This is a genomic window from Congregibacter variabilis (genome assembly GCF_045689235.1).
GTDB lineage: Bacteria > Pseudomonadota > Gammaproteobacteria > Pseudomonadales > Halieaceae > Congregibacter > Congregibacter variabilis.
In genome coordinates this window covers 2,239,684-2,263,754 of sequence record NZ_CP136864.1, presented here as the reverse complement: position 1 = coordinate 2,263,754, position 24,071 = coordinate 2,239,684, and the positions used below count along the sequence as shown (strand labels likewise).

The 24,071-nt window shown below is 54.5% G+C and carries 26 protein-coding genes; 12 read left to right on the top strand and 14 right to left on the bottom strand.

The features are described 5' to 3' along the window. Window positions 1–3: 3 nt before the first annotated feature. From R0135_RS09985 to R0135_RS09950, 8 genes are all read right to left on the bottom strand, one after another. Window positions 4–891 carry an ABC transporter permease gene (locus R0135_RS09985; protein ID WP_407346686.1) on the bottom strand — a complete coding sequence of 296 codons (888 nt, stop codon included), beginning with the start codon at window positions 889–891 and terminating at the stop codon, window positions 4–6. Beyond that, the gene (locus R0135_RS09980; RefSeq protein WP_407346684.1) at window positions 888–1,823 is read right to left on the bottom strand and encodes an ABC transporter permease; all 936 of its coding nucleotides are present in this window, start codon (window positions 1,821–1,823) and stop codon (window positions 888–890) included. Before R0135_RS09980 ends, R0135_RS09985 begins: the two co-directional genes overlap by 4 nt. Before the next feature lie 3 nt (window positions 1,824–1,826). Then, window positions 1,827–3,485: a peptide ABC transporter substrate-binding protein gene (locus R0135_RS09975; RefSeq protein ID WP_407346683.1), complete on the bottom strand. Its 1,659-nt coding sequence runs from the start codon at window positions 3,483–3,485 to the stop codon at window positions 1,827–1,829. After that, window positions 3,485–5,149: a peptide ABC transporter substrate-binding protein gene (locus tag R0135_RS09970; RefSeq protein WP_407346682.1), complete on the bottom strand. Its 1,665-nt coding sequence runs from the start codon at window positions 5,147–5,149 to the stop codon at window positions 3,485–3,487. The genes R0135_RS09975 and R0135_RS09970 overlap by 1 nt, the downstream gene beginning before the upstream one ends. Before the next feature lie 68 nt (window positions 5,150–5,217). Further along, the gene (locus R0135_RS09965) at window positions 5,218–5,883 is read right to left on the bottom strand and encodes a hypothetical protein (protein ID WP_407346681.1); all 666 of its coding nucleotides are present in this window, start codon (window positions 5,881–5,883) and stop codon (window positions 5,218–5,220) included. A gap of 8 nt (window positions 5,884–5,891) precedes the next feature. After that, window positions 5,892–6,392 carry a polymer-forming cytoskeletal protein gene (locus R0135_RS09960; RefSeq protein WP_407346680.1) on the bottom strand — a complete coding sequence of 167 codons (501 nt, stop codon included), beginning with the start codon at window positions 6,390–6,392 and terminating at the stop codon, window positions 5,892–5,894. A gap of 99 nt (window positions 6,393–6,491) precedes the next feature. Beyond that, window positions 6,492–7,052, bottom strand: a complete 561-nt coding sequence (locus tag R0135_RS09955; protein WP_407346678.1) for a hypothetical protein — start codon at window positions 7,050–7,052, stop codon at window positions 6,492–6,494. Window positions 7,053–7,065: 13 nt separating this feature from the next. Further along, window positions 7,066–7,689 carry a class D sortase gene (locus R0135_RS09950; RefSeq protein WP_407346677.1) on the bottom strand — a complete coding sequence of 208 codons (624 nt, stop codon included), beginning with the start codon at window positions 7,687–7,689 and terminating at the stop codon, window positions 7,066–7,068. A 208-nt stretch (window positions 7,690–7,897) separates the two neighbouring features. On the opposite strand from R0135_RS09950, the gene R0135_RS09945 reads away from it, so the two are divergent. The 4 genes from R0135_RS09945 to R0135_RS09930 are packed head-to-tail and all read left to right on the top strand — an operon-like array spanning window position 7,898 to window position 9,786. Continuing rightward, window positions 7,898–8,347 carry an EF-hand domain-containing protein gene (locus R0135_RS09945; RefSeq protein ID WP_407346676.1) on the top strand — a complete coding sequence of 150 codons (450 nt, stop codon included), beginning with the start codon at window positions 7,898–7,900 and terminating at the stop codon, window positions 8,345–8,347. Between the two features lie 24 nt (window positions 8,348–8,371). Then, window positions 8,372–8,920, top strand: coding sequence for a sigma-70 family RNA polymerase sigma factor (locus R0135_RS09940; protein ID WP_407346675.1), 549 nt, complete (start codon window positions 8,372–8,374; stop codon window positions 8,918–8,920). Next, on the top strand, window positions 8,907–9,335 hold the full coding sequence (locus R0135_RS09935; RefSeq protein ID WP_407346674.1) for a hypothetical protein: 429 nt from the start codon (window positions 8,907–8,909) through the stop codon (window positions 9,333–9,335). Before R0135_RS09940 ends, R0135_RS09935 begins: the two co-directional genes overlap by 14 nt. After that, window positions 9,328–9,786, top strand: a complete 459-nt coding sequence (locus R0135_RS09930) for a periplasmic heavy metal sensor (protein ID WP_407346673.1) — start codon at window positions 9,328–9,330, stop codon at window positions 9,784–9,786. Before R0135_RS09935 ends, R0135_RS09930 begins: the two co-directional genes overlap by 8 nt. A gap of 40 nt (window positions 9,787–9,826) precedes the next feature. Here the strand turns inward: R0135_RS09930 and R0135_RS09925 are convergent, their stop codons facing one another. Next, window positions 9,827–10,555 (bottom strand): TorF family putative porin, encoded by a 729-nt coding sequence (locus tag R0135_RS09925; protein ID WP_407346672.1) that lies wholly within the window; start codon window positions 10,553–10,555, stop codon window positions 9,827–9,829. A gap of 310 nt (window positions 10,556–10,865) precedes the next feature. Between R0135_RS09925 and R0135_RS09920 the strand changes: the two genes are divergently transcribed. After that, on the top strand, window positions 10,866–11,306 hold the full coding sequence (locus R0135_RS09920) for a hypothetical protein (RefSeq protein WP_407346671.1): 441 nt from the start codon (window positions 10,866–10,868) through the stop codon (window positions 11,304–11,306). A 32-nt stretch (window positions 11,307–11,338) separates the two neighbouring features. Then, the gene (locus R0135_RS09915; protein ID WP_407346670.1) at window positions 11,339–12,862 is read left to right on the top strand and encodes a hypothetical protein; all 1,524 of its coding nucleotides are present in this window, start codon (window positions 11,339–11,341) and stop codon (window positions 12,860–12,862) included. Between the two features lie 46 nt (window positions 12,863–12,908). Here the strand turns inward: R0135_RS09915 and R0135_RS09910 are convergent, their stop codons facing one another. Beyond that, on the bottom strand, window positions 12,909–13,499 hold the full coding sequence (locus R0135_RS09910) for a DUF4136 domain-containing protein (protein WP_407346668.1): 591 nt from the start codon (window positions 13,497–13,499) through the stop codon (window positions 12,909–12,911). A gap of 162 nt (window positions 13,500–13,661) precedes the next feature. Here R0135_RS09910 and R0135_RS09905 point away from each other — a divergent pair, with 162 nt between their 5' ends. The 5 genes from R0135_RS09905 (at window position 13,662) to R0135_RS09885 (ending at window position 18,269) form a co-directional block, all read left to right on the top strand. Next, window positions 13,662–15,194 carry a long-chain-fatty-acid--CoA ligase gene (locus tag R0135_RS09905; protein WP_407346667.1) on the top strand — a complete coding sequence of 511 codons (1,533 nt, stop codon included), beginning with the start codon at window positions 13,662–13,664 and terminating at the stop codon, window positions 15,192–15,194. Between the two features lie 66 nt (window positions 15,195–15,260). Further along, window positions 15,261–15,875, top strand: a complete 615-nt coding sequence (locus R0135_RS09900; RefSeq protein ID WP_407346666.1) for a DNA-3-methyladenine glycosylase family protein — start codon at window positions 15,261–15,263, stop codon at window positions 15,873–15,875. Window positions 15,876–15,945: 70 nt separating this feature from the next. Further along, window positions 15,946–16,437: a hypothetical protein gene (locus tag R0135_RS09895; RefSeq protein WP_407346665.1), complete on the top strand. Its 492-nt coding sequence runs from the start codon at window positions 15,946–15,948 to the stop codon at window positions 16,435–16,437. Then, a complete protein-coding gene (locus R0135_RS09890) occupies window positions 16,434–17,714 on the top strand; it encodes a TAXI family TRAP transporter solute-binding subunit (protein WP_407346664.1) in 1,281 nt (426 codons plus the stop codon). The genes R0135_RS09895 and R0135_RS09890 overlap by 4 nt, the downstream gene beginning before the upstream one ends. Before the next feature lie 3 nt (window positions 17,715–17,717). Then, on the top strand, window positions 17,718–18,269 hold the full coding sequence (locus tag R0135_RS09885) for a GNAT family N-acetyltransferase (protein ID WP_407346663.1): 552 nt from the start codon (window positions 17,718–17,720) through the stop codon (window positions 18,267–18,269). Here the strand turns inward: R0135_RS09885 and R0135_RS09880 are convergent. Further along, on the bottom strand, window positions 18,266–18,679 hold the full coding sequence (locus tag R0135_RS09880) for a nuclear transport factor 2 family protein (RefSeq protein ID WP_407346662.1): 414 nt from the start codon (window positions 18,677–18,679) through the stop codon (window positions 18,266–18,268). The genes R0135_RS09885 and R0135_RS09880 overlap by 4 nt on opposite strands. Window positions 18,680–18,824: 145 nt before the next feature. Between R0135_RS09880 and R0135_RS09875 the strand changes: the two genes are divergently transcribed. Continuing rightward, the gene (locus R0135_RS09875) at window positions 18,825–20,780 is read left to right on the top strand and encodes a putative bifunctional diguanylate cyclase/phosphodiesterase (RefSeq protein WP_407346661.1); all 1,956 of its coding nucleotides are present in this window, start codon (window positions 18,825–18,827) and stop codon (window positions 20,778–20,780) included. Here the strand turns inward: R0135_RS09875 and R0135_RS09870 are convergent. The 3 genes from R0135_RS09870 to R0135_RS09860 form a co-directional block, all read right to left on the bottom strand. Continuing rightward, window positions 20,777–21,667, bottom strand: a complete 891-nt coding sequence (locus tag R0135_RS09870) for a hypothetical protein (protein WP_407346660.1) — start codon at window positions 21,665–21,667, stop codon at window positions 20,777–20,779. The two genes, R0135_RS09875 and R0135_RS09870, sit on opposite strands and share 4 nt — an antisense overlap. An 80-nt stretch (window positions 21,668–21,747) precedes the next feature. Beyond that, window positions 21,748–22,830: an HDOD domain-containing protein gene (locus tag R0135_RS09865; protein ID WP_407346659.1), complete on the bottom strand. Its 1,083-nt coding sequence runs from the start codon at window positions 22,828–22,830 to the stop codon at window positions 21,748–21,750. A gap of 24 nt (window positions 22,831–22,854) precedes the next feature. After that, complete coding sequence (locus R0135_RS09860) at window positions 22,855–23,892, bottom strand: cupin-like domain-containing protein (protein WP_407346658.1); 1,038 nt, start codon at window positions 23,890–23,892, stop codon at window positions 22,855–22,857. Window positions 23,893–24,071 lie beyond the last annotated feature (179 nt).

Genomic DNA, 24,071 nt, shown 5'->3' with positions numbered 1-24,071 from the left:
CGCTTAGTCCTTTGATCCGCGAACATCCAGCGCATCGCGCAGACCATCGCCGAGAAAGTTAAGAGAGAAGAGGGTGATGGTAAGGGCCAGCCCCGGAAAGATCAGTAGCCAAGGGTATTCTTCCATTGTCTCGGCGCCATAAGAAATGAGCAGTCCCCAGGAGGTTTGAGGAGGCTGCACACCCAAGCCCAGGAAGCTCAGAAAGGCTTCCAGAAGCATGACGCTGGGAATAGTCAGCGTGGTATATACGATGATCGGCCCCAGCGCATTGGGAATCAGGTGCCGGCGGATAATAGCGCCGGGAGACAGGCCCAGGGAGATGGCGGCTTCTACAAACTCCTGTTGGCGAAGCGATTGCACCTGTCCTCGCATGATCCTGGCCATGGTGAGCCACTCAACCGCGCCGATGGCTAGGAACAGCAGTAACAGGTTCCGTCCGAACACGACCATGAGCAGAATGATGAAAATCATAAAGGGGAGGGCGTAGAGAATATCCACCATGCGCATCATCACCGCGTCTACGCGGCCACCGGCGTAACCCGCAATGGCGCCCCAGGTGATGCCAATAACCAGAGCGACGGCCGTAGCAATAAATCCCACCGCCAGAGAAATGCGTCCGCCGTAAAGAATCTGCGTCAGCATATCGCGGCCAAAAATGTCGGTACCCAACCAATGTGCTGCCGATGGTGGGCTGGCACCCAAATCAAGGTCTTGGGCATCATAGGCGTAGGGTGCGATCAGCGGCGTGAGCAGCGCCAAAACAATGCACAACAAAAGGATATACAGTCCAATAATCGCCAGACGATTTTTACGCAGGCGCAGCCAGGCATCTTTCCATAGCGAAGTGCCTTCTTCTGCACTGGCGATGTCCGTTAGCACGTCGCTGTTCATGATGCGCCTCCCATTTGGTGACGCAGTCGCGGATTCATCCAGGCGGCCATGATGTCAGAAAGCAAATTGAATAAGACGATAAGTGTTGAGATGAACACCGTCGTGCCAAGGATCATGGTGTAGTCGCGATTGAAGGCCGCCTGCACATAAAAGCGACCAAGTCCTGGAATCTGAAAGATCGTCTCTACCACAAAGGAGCCAGCTAGAAGTCCCGCAAAGGCTGGCCCTAAAAAGGTGACCACGGGCATGAGTCCGCCGCGCAGGGCATGTTTGGTGACCACCTGCCATTCCGGTAGCCCTTTAGCGCGCGCCGTGCGGATGTAGTCCTGAGACATTACCTCCAGCATGCCTGCACGGGACAGGCGCGCGATATAAGCAGCGTATCCCGCGCCAAGGGTAATACTGGGGAGGATTTTGTCGCCGGGTATATCGCCCCAACCGGACACCGGCAGCCACTCCAACTCGATGCCAAAGAGCAATACCATCAGCGGGCCGAGCAGAAACGAGGGCATACAAATCCCGATCATGGCTAAACTCATGGGTATGTAGTCCTGCGCCGTGTTGGGCCGCAGTGACGCGATGACTCCTGCCAGGCCCCCTATGAGTACCGCAACCAGCAGGGCATAAAAGCCCAGTTCTGCAGTGACCGGCAGACCAGCACCGATAAGCTCATTGACGCTGCGCCCCGGGTATTTAAACGAGGGTCCAAATTCTCCTGAGGCCAGGTCGCCCAGATAGGCGGTGTATTGCTGAAAAAGCGGCAGGTCCAGTCGATACTGTTTTTCCAGGGCAGCTTTTACTTCAGGAATCACCGCTTTTTCGCTGTCGAAGGGGCCTCCGGGAGCAACCCTGATCAGAAAAAACGTGACCGTAATCACAGCCAGTAGCACTGGGATGGCCTGCAGTAATCGAACGCTGATAAATCGCCACATAGATTAGGATTCCGGGTTTTGCCATGTCCACGCGGGGGCCTTGGGATCCAGCTCCACGTATTTATAGTTAATGTAGTCCGTTTGATTGCTCGGCAGACCTTTGACGCTGGGTTGAGCCAGACGCTTGACCTTGTAGGAGTAGATGGGAATCAACGGCGTTTCTTCCAAGAGAATTCGCTCTGCTTCCTGATAGAGAGCCAGGATCTTTGCCTGATCTTTCTCCGGACGTATTTTGTTAAAAATGATGTTATCGAATTCAGCACTAGCAAAGCCGCTGCGATTTGTCGGTCCGTCGCTCACCATCCGATCAAGAAAGATACCGGGCGCTATGTCGCCAATCCAGCCCATACGGGCAATCTGATAATCCCGGTTGTCAATGGTGTCGAGATACACCTTCCATTCCTGATTCGCCAGCGTGACATCAATATTTAAGTGCTTATTCCACATCTGCTGTACGGCCACAGCAACGCTGCGATGATTTTCACTGGTGTTGTAGTTGAGCGTCAGTGAAGGAAAGCCCTCGCCATTGGGGTACCCGGCCTCGCTTAAGAGTCGTCGGGCTTCTATGGGATCAAAGGCCAGTACCTGAGGGTGCTCGTAGTCCGGCATGCCCAAAGCAACATAGTTGGTAGAGGGTAGCACCGTATCCTGAAGCACCGTGCTTGCTAGCGTTTTTCGATCCACCGCCAGTGCCAGCGCCCTGCGTACCGAGAGATTGTCCAGGGGAGGTCGATCGCTGTTAAGCAGGTAGTAGTAGGAGCCCATGTAAGGCCCTTCAACCATAGGGCTATCGGGCTGCTCGCGATACCCCGCGACCTTATTATTGGGCACCATGGAGGCACTGTGGAGTTGCCCGCTGCGGAACATTTTTTCTTCGGTGGTGGCGCTTTCTATAGGCCTGAACACCATGGCGTTGAGCGCCACATTGTCGTTGTCCCAGTAATATGTATTGCGCTTGACCTTAACAAAGCGCTGCATTTTCCACTCTTCGAGTGTAAAAGGCCCATTACCCACAAAGTTCTCGGGTTTGGTCCAGGCTGAGTAACGGTCGGTCATCGAGCCATGGGCTTCGATGGTGGCACGGTGCACTGGCGCCATATAAACGTAGGCAAAGTTAAGCAAGGCAAATGGATCGGGGAAGGCTAGCTCCACCCGCAAAGTATGCGGATCAATAATGCGAATGCCTACAGCATCGGGATCGTCAATCTCGCCTTTGCTGTACGCCTGAGCGTTGCGGATCCCATAAAATACCTCTACTAGAAGATTACCCATCTCTGGCGTTATGGCACGCATCCAGGACCAGCGAAAATCTTCGGCAGTCACAGGGTCCCCGTTCGACCACCGCGCCTTGGGATTGAGATGAAAGGTAATTTCAGAGCGGTCGTCATTAAACTCCCATCGTTCAGCTGCACCGGGCTCCGCGGATAGATCGTAGGGGTTGTAGTTAATCAGGGCTTCATGCAGTGCCCCGGCAATACGTGCGTCCGGGGAACTGCTCAGTACATGAGGGTCCAGGGATTGCGGTTCGGTACCGTTGCCCAGATACAGCACGCCATCACGATTACCCTGTACAACTCGCGATTCTCCTGGGGAACATCCCGCTAAACCGGCGATAAGCGCCGCAAGGATTAAGCTGCCTGTGAGACCTTTGCCAACACGCATTACTCGCAAGGCTCTGCAGAGCTTGTGCGGTCGGCGTCCAACCATACGTACCTAAGGTTCAATGAGTCCATAAGATTGGAGGGCAGGCCACAGACACTATGGTGCATCAGGTGTTTGCTGGTGTAGGTATAGAGGGGAATGATGGGCATCTGCTCCATGAGCATGGTCTCGGCCTTATAAAAGGCGGCGTAACGCTCTTCGCGAGTTTTGGCCTGAGGTGCGATCTTCTGTATTAACTCATCATAGGCCGGGTCGGCGTAACCCGTGTTGTTATTGCCCCCGCCGGTGAGAAACAAATCCAGAAAATTGTTAGGGTCCACATAGTCGCCAATCCAGCCGCGGCGTGCGAGACCAAAGTCCATATTTGTTACTGAATCCAGGTAGACCTTCCATTCCTGATTAGAGATGGTGACGTCGATGTTCAGCGCGTCTTTCCACATTTGCTGCAGCGCGACGGCGATCTTTCGATGCGCTTCTTGCGTGTTGTACACGATTTCTACTCCCGGCCAGCCTTTGCCATTGGGATAGCCGGCTTCTGCCAGCAGGGCCCGGGCCTTGTCCAGATCGTATTCGAAGGTCTTCGGCGGCTGATAGCCAAGGGTGCCAGGCGGCGTGATGCTATAGGCCGATACAGCGGAATTTTGCATGACCGAGCGCATGAGCGCGTCGCGATCCACTGCCATAGCCAAAGCACGACGGACCCGGGAATCATTCATCGGCGGGCGAAGTGTGTTCACCAGGTAATAGTAGGTGCCAAGATACGGTTCCTGGTAATAGGGCGAGTTCTCCATAGCCTGATAGGCGGGGATTTTGTCCATGGGGATCGTGCCCGTGGTGTGCAGTTGACCGGACCGGAAGCCGCGCTCTTCAGATACCGCGTTTTCTGTCGGGTAAAACACCACTTTATTGAGCCGAACACGATCTTTATCCCAGTAGGTCTCACTTTTACGTACGCTGATGCGACGGTTGAGCAGCCATTCATCAAGAACGAAGGGCCCGTTGCTCACCATGTTCTCCACACGCGTCCATTTGGTGAAGCGATCGGTAAAGGCGCCGTGTTTTTCGATGGTGGGCCGATGCACGGCAAAGGTACTGTAGTGATCCATCAACTGCAGAAAGTAGGGTGTAGCGTCGGTGAGGGTCACCACCAATGTTTGGGGGTCGGGTGCTTTGACGCCAACGTCAGCAAAGTCGTCAATTTTGCGCGTAAAAAAAGCCTCGGCATTTTTGACCGGAAAGAGCATATACGCGTAGAGATTTCCCATCTCCGGATGTAGCGCCCGCATCCAGCTCCAAACGTAGTCGTCGGCAGTGACCGGGTCGCCGTTGGACCAGCGCGCTTCGGGATTGATATGAAAGGTAATGACTCGACCGTCATCACTGAAATCCCAGCTTTGTGCAACGCCGGGCTCAGGTTCCAGGGTGTAGGGGTTTTTGACCGCCAGACCCTCAAACAGCGCTCGAATTATAATGTTCTCGGGGACACCAGTGACTACATGGGGATCAAGTCCCTGGGGTTCGCTACCATTGCCGAAGTGCAGAACGCCCTCACGGTTGCCGCGCTCTACATTGGATTCTCCGCCGCTGCACGCGGTGAGCAGTGCAGCGAGTAACGACAACAACACAGCCCAGCTGCGAATCGTGAGAGAGGCGTATTTAAGCAAGCTGAATCACCGCTGACTGTCCGTCGATCATCGAGTATACGCAAACCGCAAAGAGCTGCCCAATAGCTTCAAGTTACCTTGCGCCCTGCGGGCTTGGCGGCGTCGCTGACGAGCAAAAACTCCAGGCGACCGTCACCGTGAAGCACGCCCTGATCGATGCGTAGATCCGCACCAAGAGCCTCATTTACTACCTTGCGATTGTGCGGATACAGCCGGGCAGGCGACTGGGACTGTACCGAGATGAGGTTGTCACCCGCCATCCCCATATGCCGCAGCAGTTGTTCTGTACCGCGCTTGTGCAGCATAAAGCCGTGCCCACGACAGTCGGCGCTCAGATAGCGCCGGAGCAGGCTGGAAAATGCCGAGAGTGCGTGTTCGTGTAGGTGGTTTAGCGTGTCCCAGAAAAACACCAGGTCATAGCGGTAAGCGCCCATGGACGATAGCAAGCCACTGAGCTCCAACTGCATTTGTTGATTGGATGGGGGATCATCCATGCGAGTCTCTAGAGCCGCAGACCATTCAAGGAGGCTGTCGGCAGCGTCAAGAACACACAGTCGGCAGGAGAATTGATTAAAAAATTCCAGACTGCCGCTGTTAGCGCGACCGAAGTCGAGAATATTCAGGGTACCCAGAGACGCCAGACGTTTTTCATCGAGCATCACCGGAAGCAGTCTGCTAGTGACTGTCTCCGGGGGCTCGTTTCGATCGGACTTTTTACCAAGCAGGCCGACCACCGGCTTGCTTACCCGACCTTATCGATACTATGGACTTCGGGGGCTGACGATGGAGCTGGTTTGGCTGTGGCCGCTGGCTTGCCTCCACCCATATCGATGCTGCCTTTAAAGCGGCCGCCGTCTTCAAGCATGACTCTCGGAGAGCTGACGTTGCCCTGCACATTGCCTGAAGCGCAGATCACGACACGCTCACTACCGTCGATATCACCTTTGACTTCGCCTTCGATGCGGACGGTCTTTGCGCTGATGTTTGCCTGAACCCGACCCGATGTGCCGATAACCAGCTCGTTGTCTGACAGTGTGATGGTGCCCGTGACTTCGCCCTCCACTAGCAGGTCTTCGCTGCTAATGATGTCGCCGTTGACTTTAACCTTTGATCCGATCACTGCGAGTACTCCCTCTGGGCGCTTTGCTGCTGTGCTTGCTTTATTGACGACGGGTGCCGTCGTGGGGACAGTAGCAGGGCTTGGCTCCTGCGGCTGTGGTTTACTGTTTTTGCGTTCAAACATGCTGTCGCTCTTTAGTTAAAACTGATGATCACGCTGGCAGGCCTTTGCTTTGACGCCACAGCGATCATCAGTTTTGATAACCGAAAGACGAATCCTAATTCAAGCCTTCGCGCGCCGCAATCTGCGTCGTGTAGTCATTCCAAAGCCCAGAGCTATAAACGCCAGGCCGGCGGTCAGCACTGTGTACATAGCTGAGGCTGTTTTTGGCATGGCAACGACCGTTGCCGCCTCGATACTGATTAGTTCCTCGTCGCCATCAAAGGCGCCATCATGCACTGCAAGAGCAAAGCGATCTTCGGGAATATAGACGCTCAGCTCTTGTCCGGGGAGCAGCTCAGAAGCCCGATATTTCCGTCCATTTATATCAGCGCGCCAACTACTACTTACCGTGATACTGCGCCGGGTGCCTTGGCTTCCATCGGTGTGCTGCGGCCGAAACGTCAGGCGATTGCCGCGCACCCGCGTTAACTCGATGGTGACTTTGGCATAAAGCTCATTATTACGTGCGTATACACCCTGGCATGACAAGGCGATGTCAGGGTTTGCCGCTAATACCTGGGCCGACCACACGAGATCGTCGCAGGTAGGTGCGGAATCCTGGGCCAAAGCCTGGCCACTCAGCACAATGGCGATGGCGGCCCCAATAAGATGCTTCTTCATTTTTATTGCTCCTTTAGGAAGATTTACCAGTGGTCAGGGGTGCCGGTGCGGCACGAACAAGAAAACGCTGGGGTGCGCTGCCTGCAAAGTAAAACGGATAGCAGGTCACGATAGTTAAACGGGGATCTTCAGTTTCCTGCAGGTACTGCAGCTCATCGGGATCAATAACGCGTAAATCTTCAATAATGAAACGACGCTCGCCGTTGAGAGTGTCAAGAATCAGGCTGTCGCCGACGGAGGCGTCCTTGAGTGTTCGAAAATAGCCATCGCGGTGTCCTGCGATGCCAATATGGCCTGGTTCATGCGGGTAGGCCATGCCATCAATAACACCGGCGCCGCGGTCCATATTCAAGTCACTGGCGCTGTTGTAAACCGGGACTGACAGCCCCAGTGACGGCGCTCTGAGTATTGCCAGGACCGGTGTGTTTTCTGTTTCTATAGCGCGTAAATAAGCGTCCTTTCGGACATCGGACCAAAGCTGCATATCGGGCATAATTGCAAGCGACTGGTCGGCACGTACTTCGCTTCGCAAGAACACCGTGGCAAAAAATACTAATAAAACAGCGCCTGCGAGATAGCAGGCAAACTCCAGAATCGGCTTGCCGGAGTCTTCGGTCAACTGTTCAGCACGATGCATGAGTCACCCAGCGAGGGTTTTTCAGCACCAGGTACATCTCTCTGGCACTGGTAAGCGCTTGTCTAATTGTGTATTCCATACCCATAACTTAGTGTCGAGACGGGTGAATCACAAGTCGTAATGTAAAGCTCAGGCCTGCGACAGAATCTGCTTGCTTGGGCGTATGACTTACTGACATTCATTGTTTTTAGTGATCGGGAGCAACACCATGAAGAAAACACTGCTTTTTTTGTCCGGGGTTACGGCGCTGTTGGCGTCCACGGCATCTATGGCACAACCACAAGGCGGCATAATGAATCTGGACGCAGATGGCGACGGCCAGATCAGTCGTGAAGAATTTCTACCACCCGGGCATCGAGGTGGCCCCAAGATGTTTAAGCGCGCTGACGCCAATGGCGATGGCGAGCTAACGCGAGATGAAATGTTGGCGGCCGTGGAAACTGCTGGAGAACGCCAGGCGAAAATGCCGCAGATGTTTGACGCTATGGATACCGATGGAAATGGCGTAGTCACCCCGGGTGAAGCACAGGATCATGCGTTTGCGCGCATGGATGCCAATGCCGATGGTTTTGTCAGTCAGGATGAAGCCAAAGCTATGCATGGCAAGCGAGGTGAGCGGCGCAAGCGTGAGCAAGGGCAAGACTCTGATCAGTCCTGAGCGTTTCTCCAGGATTAGGTTTTCATGGATCGAGAGCAAGAGGCAGTGCTCGTAGGACGCGTCGCTCAGGGAGATCGGGCGGCGTTTGGCATTCTGGTGGAGCAGCATCAGCGTCCCTTGTCTCGCTACGCGCGGAGAATGCTTTCGGACGTCAGTGCTGCGGACGACATTGTGCAGGAAGCTTTTGTACGTTTATGGACTCGCGCAGACAGTTTCAATAGCGCCACTGCACGTCTGACGACCTGGTTGCACAACATTGCACACAATTTGTGCATAGACAGCTTTCGGCGCAATGCGCGCCTTGAATTTACCGACGATGAGGCGCGGCTCGAGTCAGTGGCTAACGGGCCCGACGGTGATTTTGAGGCAAATGAAAAAGCCGATCGTGTACGCACAGCGCTTGAGACTCTTCCTGAGCGTCAGCGCAGCGCCTTACTGCTGTGTCACTACCAGGGTTTGTCCAATCGCGACGCCGCAACAGTACTGGATGTATCAGTAGATGCCCTTGAATCGCTGTTGGCCAGAGCAAGACGTCGCTTAAAAGAGGAGTTGCTAAGCAATGATGAGTCCTGAACGACTAGAGGAGTTGCTGGAGACTTATGGTTCTCGAGAAGAGCGCTGGCCGGAAGACCAGAGGTCAGAAATGCGTGCCTGTCTGGATGCATTTCCACAGCTGCAGCGGCAGTTGTTTGAGGCCCGGGATCTGGACTTGATGTTAGACAGCTACTGTCCAGAAGATATTGACCTGCAGCAGCGCATTCTAGACGCACTTCCGGTTTCAGTAGCTGACCGGCTGTTGAATTGGCTGTTGCCTGAAGTTCCCGGGCTTTGGTGGCGTCCTGCCATGGCTGCAGCCCTGCCCATGTTGCTGGGTCTGGCTATTGGTATGGAGTCGCAGAGTTTGGCTTCGATTGACGTAATGACAGATTGGGAAGAGCAGGAACGAAGCTTGCTTTTGCCCCTCACGGGAGCGGACTGGTATGAATAGAAACAGCCTAGTACTGATTGCGCTGTTGATATCCTTAGCGCTCAATTTGCTCATTGCCGGTTTTATAGTGGGTAAGCATCGGGGCTCTGGCGGTGAGCGGCCTCCGATGGCTTGGGCGGTGGAGCAATTGTCTCCCGAAACCCAGAGACGCATCAGAGGACAGATGCGAGATCAGCTGTCAGAGGTGCGTCCATTGCGTGAAGACATGCGCAAAGCTCAAGCAGCGGTGCGCAAGGCAGTCGCCTCCGAAGATTACGATCCTCAGGTATTGGCCTTGGCGCTAGAGAAATCCCGCGAAGTGAGTGAGCGCTATCAGGCGCTGATTCACAAGAACCTGGTAGAAGTGTCGGCCGATTTGCCTAGGGAGCAGCGTATAGCATTGGCCAGAGCTGCTCTGCAGCGAGGACAGCATACAAAAATGCCGCCACGATCACCGCAAAACGAGCGGTGATCGGGACGGCCAAGTTCTCAGTGAACCTGATGTTTCTGCTTTAGAGCTCGATATCTACTGAATAAGAGACCACGACCTTGTATTGGTCGTTGTCGTAACCGCCTTCTGCCGCTGGGCCGCTTACGTTGGTGTCGGTGAACATAAAGCCGAAGCCACCCTTGGAAAGGCTGATGTTGTAGTCGTAGTAACCACCATCAGATCCGTTGAAGGCCTCAGCAAAATCGCCGTCATGGTAGCCAACGTGCAAACCTATTCCGATGCCGTCGCCCACTTCAAAGCCGTAGTCTGCAGACAGATAGTAGGTGCCGCCGGCGCCAAAGTCCTGCCCTGGAGCTTCATCGGCCTCTGTATTGGTCAGCACATAGGCTGCGGCGCTAAATCCACCGATGCCCGCGCGTAGGTACACCTCACCAAAATCGAATTCGGCTTCCTTATCGTAGTTGTAATAAAGATAACCGACATCCCAGCTGACGCCACCTGCCTCAAAGGCATAGCCGCCATAGACATCGTGCTCGTAGGAATAAACGTCCGAAGGACCATAATTAACGTTAGATACCCAGGTGCCGACATAAAAGCCGCTATCTGCGGAGTAGTCGATGCCACCTTGAACAGCTGAATTGTTCTCAGTCTGTGTGAGGCCTCGCCAGATGTAGTTGTTGGTGACGGAGGCATTGGCGCTCAATTCCCCAGCATGTGAAGGCGCGGCGAAGGCACAGCCTGCCAGTGCGGTCAGCGCGGCAAAACGCTTCAGATTTTGCATGTTTTGCATGGATATCCTCTCTACCCTAAAAGTTGTTTGCGGTGCATCGTGTGCGAGCGTTTGAAGAGCCCGTTACACGATTGCCCGTAGGTGCATCAGCAAAAACCAGACCAGAAGTGAAATATCCCCGTGTTTTGTGTCTTTATGTTCCATGGGGGAATGGTTTAGCGAGTGGGAAGACAGCGCGCATGTCCAGGAAAAGTTGCATTGTGGAGCGTTGCGCCCCAATTTGGTGCGCGACCTTGGTCTTTGTTTGAGGGGACTTTTGCAAAGGAAAAGCTCCGCTATACTTCCAAGCTTTATTTACCGAGAAACTCTCATGCGAATTGCTTTAAATATTACTTTGAGCGCCTTTTGCCTGGTATCGGCAGCAAGTTATGCAGACGCCTGCGATGATGTCGTTGCGGATACCGTTGCTGAAATGCGCGCCGGTGCGGATGGTTGGTGGAATAGTGATGTTGAAAATCTGGTGCGTGCCGCTGCAGGCTCGGCCTGCATCAAAGCGCAGTCGGGACGCTATGGCACGGATTCCCACAGCACAGCCGAGGAAATGAGTAGCAGTGCAGCCGCCAAGACCTCAAATCATGCCGCTGAGCCCGCCAAGGTGACCGAGGCTGCGAAGACGCAACAGTCAGAAGCGGACGCGGAAGCAGATGATGGCAGCTGGAGCGTAGGCGGGCTGACTTTTCGCAGTATGTCCGGGTCGCCCACACAAAAGCCCTACGAGCGGCAACGTCAGAGTAAAAAAGAAGAAGAGTAAGTCGGTGCCGCGATACTGATGGCGCTGTAGTTGTGTCGACTCCAGAGGGCGATGGAATTCCGACGCCTGGCTTGGTACTCACTGGATCCCGTGCCCTGGGGTTTCTCGCAGCCTTTCTGCTCGTTCTGCTCAGCGCTTGTACCAGCACTCCACAACCCTCGACACCCGACAGCTGCAGGGGCCGTTACCTGGCTTTTGAAGAATTCGCGGCGCAGCAAGGTGTTAGTCTGAGTGATCCACGTCGGGTTGCGGGTTTTCCTTCCCTGGGAACTAATCGCAGTCTGGCAAGCTTCGATCCCTTACTGCTCACCCAAGTCCAACGTGCAGATTGGTTTGCACGTTTACAGGCAGCGGGTGTCGAACGCCGCCAACTGTTGAATACCATGCTCGCGGACAGCGTCGCTCACAGCCCACTTTCTGAATGGCTGGCAGGCCTCGATTTGCAGAGTTGCGACGGGCAAAACCAATTGGCGGCCAAGGACGATACATTGGATTGGGAGGCGCTGTGGGCTGCGGCACAGGTTGAGGACGACTATATAGCTGCGCGCCGCGTTCTGGGTTTGTACCCCTTAAGCTCGATCTTTGCTGGCTTGGGAATCCAGGCGCTGCAAGCCAAAATTCACGATAGCTATGCACTGCCTCTGAGCGAGATTCCCCGGCAGGGTCGCTTGCTGCGCTATTCCCCCGCGGACTCAGCAGGGGCAGCCAAATCAAAGCAGGACACAGCATTCGTGCTGAATAAATTGGATCGGGATAGTCTCGGCCTGCGACTGGATCAACACACAAACGGACTCCTGACGGGTCTGTTCCTGCACCATGCTCCCACTTTGGAGATCGACGAAGTGGGTAGTTATGACATTCCTGGTAAGCCTTATTTTGATGCCGAAGGGGCTCCCCGCGTCTCAAGCGAGTCCACCTATGCCTATCACTACGCGAGTCTCATGCCTTTTGCAGGAAAGTTACGCCTGCAGCTGAACTATGTGTTCTGGTTTGATGAGCGACCGCCTGAGAACGCAATGGATAGCTTGTCGGGTTCTCTGGATGGTTTGGTGTGGCGCGCAACCCTGGATGAACACGGTGAGGTTCTGTTGTATGACAGCATCCACCCCTGTGGTTGCTATCAGCAGTTCTTTCTTACTGATCGTGTAGAAGCGCGAGCCGAAAACGCGGCACTAAGAGAGCCGCCGCTGATTCCTCAAAAGGCGCCTTCTGCAGATGGTCCGGTGCTGCGCATCAGTAGTGGCTCGCATTATCTGCAACGGGTGTACAGCAGCACCGCTGATGCTGCCCATGACCTGAGCAGTCGTCGCTATGAGTTAGTTAGTTACTCGGATCTTTACTCGCTGGATTCCGCTGAGGGTTCCAGAACTTTGTTTGATGCTAATGGGCTTGTCCCAGGCACCCAGCGCGGCGAGCGCTTTTATCTATGGCCTATGGGTATTCGCTCTCCAGGAGCTATGCGCGAGCGTGGCCGTCAGCCGACGGCCTTTGTGGGGCGCCGCCACTTCGACGACGCTGACCTTTTGGACAAGTTGTTTAAGCAGGTGCAGCCATAGGGCGCAAGGCTAGAGCGGTAAGTTTAGTCACCGCTTAAGGACACTCTTAGCGAACCATGGCGCCGGGAGGGAATCCCGCGAGAATCTCATTCACAATCTCGGTAAGTGTTTCATCTGGATTACGACGCATGCTGTCGGTAACACGCTTGGTAGCGACCCCGTGCCAGGCTGGTTTATGTTCGCTGACGTCATAGATGTCGATTGCCAATGTCCCTTCAACATACTGCTGCACATCAACGTTGGAGCCGCCATATCCTCCGCCGTAGTACGGTGCGCCCCAGCCACCCCATCCGCCGTAGTAAGGTCGGTAGGGTTCGGGATAGCTATTGACCTTGATCTTGTCTCGGGCGCCCACAGTGAATCCAATAGCAAAATCTGCCGCTTCTGAGTTGGCGACCAGAGCGAATCCTTTGGCATTCAGATTGTCCTCGACGATGCGCATGAGGCGGCCCTCAAGCAGTGGTGATCCCGGTGGAGAGCCTTCCGAACGCATCAGCGGATGATCGCTGATGAATGCATAGGTTTTGTACCCGGAGAAATTAACACTGCTGTCGTAATCAATTACCGGGGGGTTGGAGCTGCAGCCGGCAATGGCAATAGCGATAGTGCTGGCAAGCACAAAAAGAATTCTTTTCATTAATGCGATCTCTATTGTTGTTTGTTCGGAAATTGCAGAGCGGCCACACAATATCACGCAGCGCCAATCACTAAAACGCGATATCACGTGTTTTCAAGTGACGGTGTCTGGTCTAGGCTAGGCGGATCCCTTTCTAAAAATCACAATAATGGACCGTTGCTTATGAACGCCGACATGAATATTGGTCAGTTCCTCGCGACTCGAGCGAGAATGAACCCCCGGCAAGAAATGCTCTATGACGTTAAAGCCGAGCGCCGGTTTACCTTTAGCGAGGCCAATGGCAGGGCTAATCAGCTTTGCCATGCGCTCGCGGGTATGGGTCTGGAGCCTGGGGACCGGGTGGCCGTGCTGGCTTACAACGGGCATCAGTTCATTGAGAGTTTTTTTGGGCCCGCCAAGATTGGTTTGGTAGTCATGCCCCTCAACTGGCGTCTCACTGCCGACGAACTTGCGTTTATTCTCAAAGATGGAGGCGCCAAGGCTTTAATCTTCGACAGTGACTTTACGGCGCTGGCCGAAGACCTGCACGCCCGGGGAGCTGTGGGCAGCGATGTAGAACACTGGATAGGCATAGGCTCCGAGGCCCCGGACTTTGCGAGGCACTATGAACGCTTGCTGGCGCAGCAGCCTGGGGACGAGCCGGCAGAGCTTGCCGCGGCAAAAGACAATCTGTTCATTATGTATACCTCGGGCACCACGGGTTTACCCAAGGGTGTTGTGCATACTCATGAGACGGTTTTTTGGGCCATTCTCAGTATGGTTAATACTGGTGATATTCGTGGCACGGATCGCTACCTGCTGCTACTGCCGCTTTTTCATGTGGGCGCGCTTGCACCGATGATTGGCGCTGTTTATCGCGGCAACACGATGGTCGTTCTCAGGGACTTTGATCCGCTTAAAGTCTGGCAATTGTTTGAATCCGAGCGTATCGACACGAGTCTGGCGGTGCCGGCGATGCTCAACTTCATGCTGCAAGTCCCGGGGCGGGAGAAATACGATCACTCCAGCGTACGCAATATTATCTGCGGTGCTGCTCCGGTGCCGGTGGCGACGATTAATGCCTACATCGACCTGGGGGTGGAGATTCATCAAGTCTATGGTCTCACCGAGAGCGGAGGACCCGGTTGTCTGATTGTGGGTGAGGATTCCCTTACCCACGTTGGGTCGGCTGGTCGAGCGTTTTTTCACACTCAGGCAAAAATCGTCGATGGTCATGGCGATACCGTCACGAACGGAGAGCCGGGAGAAATACTCCTGCGTGGGCGGCACATAATGAAAGAGTACTGGAATCGTCCGGATGCTACCGCAGAGACTCTTCAGGATGGCTGGCTGTATACAGGCGACATAGCCACCATGGACGAAGAGGGCTTCGTCACCATTTGTGACCGCAAAAAAGACATGATCATTTCCGGTGGCGAGAACGTATACCCGGCGGAGATCGAAAACGTGCTGATGCAGCACGACGGTGTAGCTGATGCGGCGGTTATCGGACTGCCCAGTGAGAAGTGGGGCGAAAGTCCCATGGCGATTGTTATCCGGGCGGAGGCTTCTCTGGACGAAGCATCTGTCCTGTCCTTTTGTCAGGGTAAGCTGGCACGCTTCAAACAGCCTACCGCGGTACGCTTCGTGGATAGCATTCCGCGCAATCCCAGTGGCAAGATCCTCAAGCGTCTGCTGAGAGATTCATTTCTGTGAGAGGCATTGAGCTAGGTGATAGTCGGCGACTCAGTCAATAGTCTCCGGCCCTTGAGACCCTAGTTTATGCCAGGACTGAACAGGCGCAGCTATGCTGATGCTGTGGAAGTGCTTGCAGCCGGTGACAAGGATCTTGCTCGAATTGTCGAGCGCTTCGGAGCGCCTTCACTGGTTTCCCGTCCCAGCGGCTTCGCAACGCTCGTATCTATTATTTTTGAGCAGCAGGTCTCTTTAGCTTCGGCCAAAGCCACTTTTGATAAAGTGGCCTTGCTCCTGCCAGAATTTACAGAGCACAGGTATCTTGAACTGTCCGATGAGACGCTCCGTACTGCCGGCGTGAGCCGTCAGAAAATACGTTACACGCGGCTGGTGGCAGAGGCGATTCTCGAAGGGGCTTTACCTATCCGGTCCCTGGCACGCAAATCGGATGCTCAGGTTCGGGAGTTGCTCACGGCTATCACGGGCTTGGGTAACTGGACGGCTGATGTGTATCTCATGATTGCGCTACGCAGGCCTGATTTGTGGCCTATCGGTGATCTTGCCCTGGTAAAAGCTGTGGTGTCTGTGAAGCGCCTGGGTGACAAGCCTGATGCTCACACTCTGGAGCAACTGGGTGAGCGTTATCGGCCCTATCGAAGCGTGGCCACCAGCATATTTTGGCGGCACTATCTGCACAGCTGAACGTTTATCGGTTTGGTGCTTCGCGCAGTGCTGGCTATGATGCACCTACGGGTTTTGATGGTTCACGAATATGCGTAAGGCACTGAAATTCCTACACACTATTGGCGGCATTGGCCTCACTGGGGCATTGGTCGTTCAGTTGTTGATGTTGCAAAATATGCCGCCGGTAGACTCCCTTGTGGCTTACGCAACGGCTCGTGGTCAAATGGGGCTAATTTCACAATGGGTGCTGTTTCCGTCCCTGGCGATAGTCCTGGTCAGTGGTCTGCTGTCCATGGCCTGGACAGATGCTTTTCACAGTCAGGGCTGGGCATGGATGAAGCTGGCCCTGGGTGTGTCGGTTTTTGAGGGTACTTTGATTGCGGTTCAGGGTCCGGCGACCCGGGAGGCAGCACGAGCCGCTCAGGCTCTTGCCGGCGAACTTGATCCTACACTTCTCGGGCTAACGGCAAGCTCCGAGTGGAAGTCGACTCTGGTGATTCTCGGGGTGGCTATTGCCAACGTCGTTCTGGCCGTCTGGCGTCCGCGCTTCAGCTCAAAAAAGTCGACCGCGGCGCTATGAACACAAGAGTCAGACCCTATCGCTTGGTCGCGCTGATAGCACTGTGGGCGCTTTCGTCTGCTGCGGTATCCGCTACGGTGTTGCGTTTGCATCCGCCGGATAATCAACAGCTGAATTTTTCTTCCTTGTCCGCCATCGTCGAGGAAGAGACAGGCATTCGGCTGGAGCCAGATCCGAGTAACGTCAATGGGGACGATCCCATTGAGTCGCTGCTTGACGGTTCTGCGCAGCTCGCCATTGTCGAGAACACTCGAGCGTTTCAGCCAGGACTTCGCAGCGTCTTGCCGCTTTATCAGAGCGTTGTACATCTTGCCGCGAGGCAAGGACTGAGCTTGGGCGATCTTCGGGCATCTGGCAGTCAGCCTAAAATGCATATTGTCCACAACTCCCACACGGCCCGGCTTGTGCTCGATTTACTGTTTGAGCGCGCTTCGGATCTTCCAGAAAGCTACGAGCTTTGGCGTCCGGGCGACCCCGGTGACCCCGACCTGCTGCTCTACGTGGGTCCGATCAACCCTGGTAATACCAGCTGGTTTCCTGAAGGCTTTACCCTGGTGCCTCTGTCCAGATTTGATCCGGCTGGAGCAGAGTTTTACATCGAGGGCATAAGTTTTCTGGTGCCGCAGCTTAGTTCAACCCGCATTCCGGCCTTAACCTATTCGCTGCCAGGCAATGAAGTGGGGATCGATGCTCTGGCTGTCGATATGCTTCTGGTGGCTCACAAGTCCACCGACCCCTCGGCGATCTACCAATTGACGCGTGTGCTGCTAGAGCAAAAACCGCGCTTTGCTGCAGTAGAGCCGGCCTTGTTCCGTTGGATGAGTGGCGACTTTAGTGCCGTGGATTTTACTTTTCCTCTGCACCGTGGTGCGCGAAATTACCTTGAGCGTGACGAGCCGGGTTTTTTAGAGCGCTATGCCGAATCACTCAACTTTTTGGTGTATCTGATTGTTTTGTTGTTTACCGGTGCCGTGACCTTTGGACGCTGGAGGGCCCGGCGTCGTAAGGATCGCATTGACGGATTCTATCTTCGGGTTCTGGAGCTGCGCCGCAGTGCTGGCTTTGATGATCCCAGTCGTTTGCTTAGCGAGCTTGAGAAGATCGAAGACGAGGCTTTTGAAGGTCTCATTGCTGAGCGTTTGGCAGCCGACGATAGTTTTCGAATCTTTACCGAGCTTGCGGAAGGTTTACGTCGGGAGTTAAAAGATCAAATTGCTTCGGCGAATACTAGCGAAGCGGCGCGAAGAGCAGCGGTACAGCTCCAGCAGGAGAAGTAAAGGATGTCAGCGGCGCCACAGATACTCACCGAACGACTGCGTTTGCGCGCGCACTGTGAGCAGGATCATTTTCCGGCTACGGAGATTTGGCAGCACCCGGACGTGTACTCATTTATTACGGGTTCGCCGCTGAGCCCCCAGGATGTCTGGATGCGCTTGCTGCGCTACGGAGGTCTTTGGGACATGCTCGGCTATGGCTACTGGGCACTCGAAGAACGCGAAACCGGTAAATACCTTGGACAATTGGGGTTCGCGGATTTTAAGCGCGGGCTTATAGGCTTTGATGGTCACTATCCTGAGGCCGGGTGGGTCATACACCCCGACGCCGCGGGTAAAGGCTACGCCACCGAAGGGATGCAGGCAGCTTGTACCTGGCTCGATGCACAGCCTGATCGTGATCGAAGTTTTTGCATTATTTCACCCGGCAATCCAGCTTCGATAAACGTAGCGCAAAAGTTAGGCTATCGATTTGTGCTCGACACCATGTTTGGTACACAAAAGACTGCCGTGTATTTTCGCGAAAGCGGTATTTTGTCCCGGCGTGATCCCCGCTAGGCTGACTGAGACGCCCTTGCCTTGGGTGCGGATTTTAGAACTTCCAGCATTGCCGCCATTTTGCCGTGCAACATCTGCATGGCTTGTAAGGGTCTTACCATCACACGGAACTCACAGATTCGTCCGTCTTCGGCAAAGCTGATTATGTCGACGCCGTTGATGAGGATGCCATCTACCGTGCATTCGAATTCGAGCACTGCATGTTCTTCGGTAACAACTTCTTTGGTGTAGTGAAATGTCTCGTTAAAGACATTCATCGCGCCCGTAAGATACAGCGTGGTCAGTTCGCGACCGGCCTGGGGGGTATGTACTACAGGAGACAAAAACACGCAGTCTTCGGTCAGTAATTCTGACAAGCCGTCATGGTTTTGCTTAAGCACCATGTCGTGCCAGCGTTGCAATGTATTCATAGGAGTAATCCCGCGCTTCAACGTGTACAGTTCAAGGTGTTTGATACCGAGAACGCTAGCGCGTCACTTTATAGGGAAGTTACTTCCCAGTAAAAGAGTGACGTTAAAGCAAGCGTAATACGATAAACAGAATACGGTGGTGCCTGTGACGGCTGAAGCTGAAGTTCCAGACGATCTAAAACATCGGGTGTTTCTCGAACGCCTCAATATCTTTTACGAGAGTCTGTCGGTTTCTGTTTTTGCCGTGGTTTTAAATACCCTGCTTCTGGGGTATTTGCTGTGGAGACCAGAGAATAGTCAGGCTGTAGTTGTGTGGTGCTCCGCTACCCTTGCGATTGCTGCTTACCGAATAATCACCACGATCCGATATCGCCGGAGTTCTGAGGCGCAACGAGAAGCGAAGGCCTCAGCCTGGTATCGGGAGATGATGGCAGGGGTCGTGCTTTCAGGCCTGGCCTGGGGTGCGGCGGGCTTTTTGCTCTATGACTCACAAAATATGCTCAATCATTCATTGCTGGCTTTTGTTATTGCCGGCATGTGTACGGGGAGCATCGTTAGTTTGTCGGCGTTTTTTGAGGCAAGCGTTGTGTATCTGGCGACCTCGCTATTACCCTTTATGGTGCGATTGATTGGCGAGGGCTCTCCGGAAACCAATGTGATGGCATTCATGGTGGTGCTTTATCTGTTCATGATGACGGCCTTTGCTCGTCGGGTGAACCTCACGGTGATTGCCGGCCTTGAAATGACCTACCTCCGCTCCAGGGCCGAGGACACGATTGAACGGCAGGCGCTATTTGATGACCTAACCGGTCTGCCAAATCGACGATTATTGCAGGATCGACTGGGCCAGGCTCTGGCGCGGGCAAAGCGCAATGAGACTCAGGCAGCGCTTCTCTTTTTGGATCTGGACTTTTTCAAGCGGGTAAACGATTCCCTGGGTCACAGCGCGGGTGATCAGTTGCTTGTGGAGGTTGGCCGACGCTTGAGCGACTTTCTGCGTGATGCAGACACTGCGGCCCGTTTGGGTGGCGATGAATTTGTCGCGCTGCTTACGGATATTGAAGGGGGCACGGAGCACGTGGTGTCTGTAGTGCGTCGTCGCGGTGAGGCTCTGCGTCGAGCTATAGAAGCTCCCATTGATATTCAAGGTAACGAGATTCATATCACGGTCAGTATTGGTGTGAGTCTGTTGCCGGATGACACAAACGATGTTGATGACCTGTTAAAGCATGCTGATACCGCTATGTATCGCGCAAAAGATGATGGTCGCAATACGCTGCGATTCTTTGTTCCGGAGATGCAGGCGTCTTTGTCCCAGCGAATGGATATGGAGCGCCAGCTGCGTGCGGCGCTGGAGGCTGACGAAGGTTTAGAGCTTTACCTGCAACCTCAGTACACCGAGGAGTCGATCATATGTGGCGCCGAGCTGTTGCTGCGTTGGCAACACAATGGGGCGTTTGTTCCGCCGGACGTGTTTATTCCCGTGGCCGAAGATTCTGGGCTTATTTACCGTCTTGGAGATTGGGTGATAAAGAATGCCTGCGAAATTGGTGAGGGCTTGAAGGATGAGCTCAGTGATCGGGAGTTCTCTCTGGCCTTGAATGTGAGCCCACGGCAGTTCCGGCAAAAAGGATTCTCCGAAAAGGTGCTTGAGGCCATTGAAAGCCATCAGTTGCCTCGTGGCCTCATCGAACTCGAATTGACCGAGGGACTGTTGATCGAGGATGTCGATGATACGGTCGCCAAAATGCTGCTGTTGCGTGAGCAGGGGGTTCGATTCTCTATTGATGACTTTGGTACTGGTTATTCATCGCTGCGTTATCTTAAGTCGCTGCCGCTAGATACTTTGAAGGTGGACCAGTCCTTTGTTCAGGATGTTCTAACTGATCCGGGTGATGCCAGCATTGTGCGCGCAATCATATCCATGGCTCAGACCTTGGAGCTTGAAGTGATTGCCGAAGGTGTGGAGACCGAAGCTGTGAGAGATTTTCTGATCAGTGCCAACTGTGTGCGCTTTCAGGGATACCTCTATTCCCGCCCCGTACCTCTTAATGACTTTCGAGCGCTGTTGGCGCGCGAGCGGGAGCAGATTATTACCTAGCGCCCCGGCGGGTCGTTAGCAGGTTTTGTGAGGCTCTCCAGGCTGTCGCGAATGGCGTTTGGAGCACTGGAGATCTTCATGAAGGTCCCCATACCCAGGTCCGGGAATGCCAGAGCAATGCGAAACTTTCCGGCGAGCGCATAGGCATCGCTGCCGGATACAAGAAGTGCGTAGGGCAGGTGAGCTGTGTGTCGCAGTTCACCACCGTCCGTAATTCCCATGACCTTGGCATCGTTTCCATCGCCGCTGCCGATACCCACGCCAAAGAGCACTTCTTCGCTGTCGGGGATGGCAACTTCGAATACTTTGACCAGCTCATTGGAGTTGCTGGCCAGGTTGTTTCGCACTGTAGCGAGTGCCGCCGCATGGCTGGTAAAGCTACCCAGATGGTCGTGGTCCTTTAGTTTGGGCATCATCATCATGTAGCGGTAATTGGCGAGTTTCTTGTTACTGAGGCCTTTTCTGGATCCAAAGGGCTGGCTGTCACCCAGGACATCCTTGAGCTCGGCGCTGACTTTTTCCAAAGAGCCGACTTGGAGCGCAGTGCCCCAGTAGGCTGGGTTTGCATAGCTTCGCTGTACTTTGCCATCCACTTCCGTAAGGCCTATACGAAGCGCCGCTGCGTAGCCTCCGAATTCCTTTGTAGACGCCGCTTGCAGCAGCGCTGGGTGGGTGATGGCAATAACTCTGGCACCCGGGTAGGGGCTGTATTGTCCTAGAACTTCAAAGGCACTTTGCTCCAGTGCGCTGTAAGTCATGTCAGTGGCTTCGTTGAGTGTGCTCGCCGGCGTATCCAGAAGCTGATAGGGGCGGAGCATGTCCTGCGCTTGTGCTGTGAACGTCAGGCAGAACAGCGTAATGAGGAGGGTCTTGGGGAATTTGAACATGGGTACAGCTCTTTTAGTATTAATTTATGCTAATACACTAATATAAAAGTTGCCGTATGTATATGCGTGAGCAGGCAGGTTTACCCGCCAAATGTGTCGACAATTTGTTGGACCCGTCGACCGTGGCTTCGATCAGCTAACACTCTCAGTAAACCCCCAAGCTCCAGTCGTCGTAAATATTCCGGGACGTAGAAAAAGTCCGGCGATTCCTGGGCGAGCACATCAAACTCAGCGATATCCTTGAGGCCCGAATACGCTACGGCGTCGCCGACGCGACAGGCGAGGTACAGGATGAGGTCGTCTCGTTGCTGCTGGGTGCTGCGCTCGTTGTCATCCGGTGTCCAGGTCAGTGGAGTGAGTGAATGTCGTAGTGCGTCGCAGAGATCCTGGGGAAGGCCCCATTGATGGACCAGCATTGAGCTTAGCACTGCGGAATTTGCCATAACGTCGTGTTGCTGAGTCTCAACCCGGCCCAGCAAGCCCGTTTTTGGCGCGTAGATGATGGACAGTTCCGGGTGTGCAGAAATCAGCGCCAGGTCGCCAATGTTGACCAGCAGCGCGCGGGTGGCATAAATCGACGGTTGCTCCAGGTTCAGTGCTGTTGCGTAAGCCTGTGCGGTGGCGCTTGCGACGTAGCTGGATCGCCATATGCGCATGTAAGCGGCTTTTTGTACGTCGGTCTCAAACTTCATAACCTGCCCGACAGTGCTTTGCAGGACCAGTCCGCGGACCATGGTAGTGCCAAGATAAGCTACGGCGTGTTCGATGCTCGAAATAGAGCTAGTGAGTGCAAAAGCCGCAGAGTTCACCACGCGCAGCACATCAGCAGATAGGGTGGGGCTTGAGAGAATCGCCTCGCGCAGTTCTTCGGGGTCGTCCAGGCCTCCACTGAGGCGCTCAACCAGTGGTGGCGGTTGTCGAAGCGCCGCCATCACCGCCTGAATATCTTCCAGCTCCAACTCGTTCAGGTGTTCTTCCATCACCAGAAAGAGGTCTGCAAGTTCATCCGGGGTCTTGCGAGCTGACAGCGTTGCCAGGGCATCCAGATCGGCGCTTGATGCATCCATGGTGACGGCGGCCGGCGCCGGCGCTTTGGCCTCGATGATCGGGCTCGCAGGCGGCTCCGAAGTCGCTTTTTTATCGCCCCGTTTGAACCAGCTCATTCGTAGCTCTCCATTAGCCTTGCTTCACTCTTGTAGGGAGTCGCTCAGAAAACGGATAAGCGAAGCCTTTTGCTGCGGACTCATTTGTGTCACGACGTCGAGAATGCCCGGAGGCCAGTGCTCCGTGACATCGGTCTCGGCAAAGAGATAATAATTGAAGAAATGTCCCCATGCACTGCGTTGCGCTTCAGGCAAGCCTCGCAAGCCCATAATGCTGTGCAACAGGCTCGCCTTTGGCGAAATTCCGCTTGAGGCAACGCCTGCAAACCAGTAGTTCACCAATAAGTTGATACTGTCCAGTGACTCTACGGCATGCCACCAAGGCGCCGGTATGTAAATGGCGTCTCCCGGCTCGAGTTCAACCTGCAGAGCGCTTTCAAGGGCCTGGGCATAGCGAGGGAAGCGCTCCAAATCGGGATTTCGGATATCTACCATACTGATCGGCACGCCGCCCGGGGCGCTAAGTATGGGGCCCAGGTACAAATTGTGGATTTGTTCCGGTGGAAACAGGGTAAATCGACGGCGACCTGATACCACGCAAGCGATGTTGTCTTTTACATCAAAATGAGGGGCGACTATCGCCCGGTTACCTAACCAAAAAGTGGGCTGCGTCTGGTCGTCCAGCAATGGCAGGGGGTTCTCCTGCGTAAAGCCAGGCAGTGCTTGGTTAACATTCGCGGCCTGCACTGCGATGGCGGGCGGTTCGGGAGCTTCACGCAGGCGTAAAAGGTGCTCCACCGTGGATCGAAGCGGGGAGGCAATACTGCCAAAGTTAACGCCCTGCAACTGCTGGTCGTAAAAGAACCTCCCCTTGATCGCGGGTTCTCCGGCGACGGTATAAACCGCCTGCCCGCTATCCAGCATAAGCATGTAGTCAAGCACGGAGGGCACAGACTCGGCATTTTTCTGCACCGCAGGCCAGTCCCCCACGAGCCCACGAAGTACCGCCGGCTCGTACCGGGGCACAATCTGCGACCTAAATACGTCGGAGGACACGTCCTCCCACTCTCTGGGCTTTGGGGGCAAGTTGCTAGCTCTATCAGGCACAATTGCAGTGTACATTGTTGACGCCCTCTGATGCTCGGCCCACGTTTACCGCCCAGACAACCGGAACTGCGGTCAGGCTGCTTTTGCGGGCCTAATTTGACTGCTGCAAAAAGCCCCTTCAGGGCACTCCCAATGGCGGGCGTTTTCCTGTACCCTTCGCCAGCTATTTTTTGCCCCCCAAATTTGAATCCTTG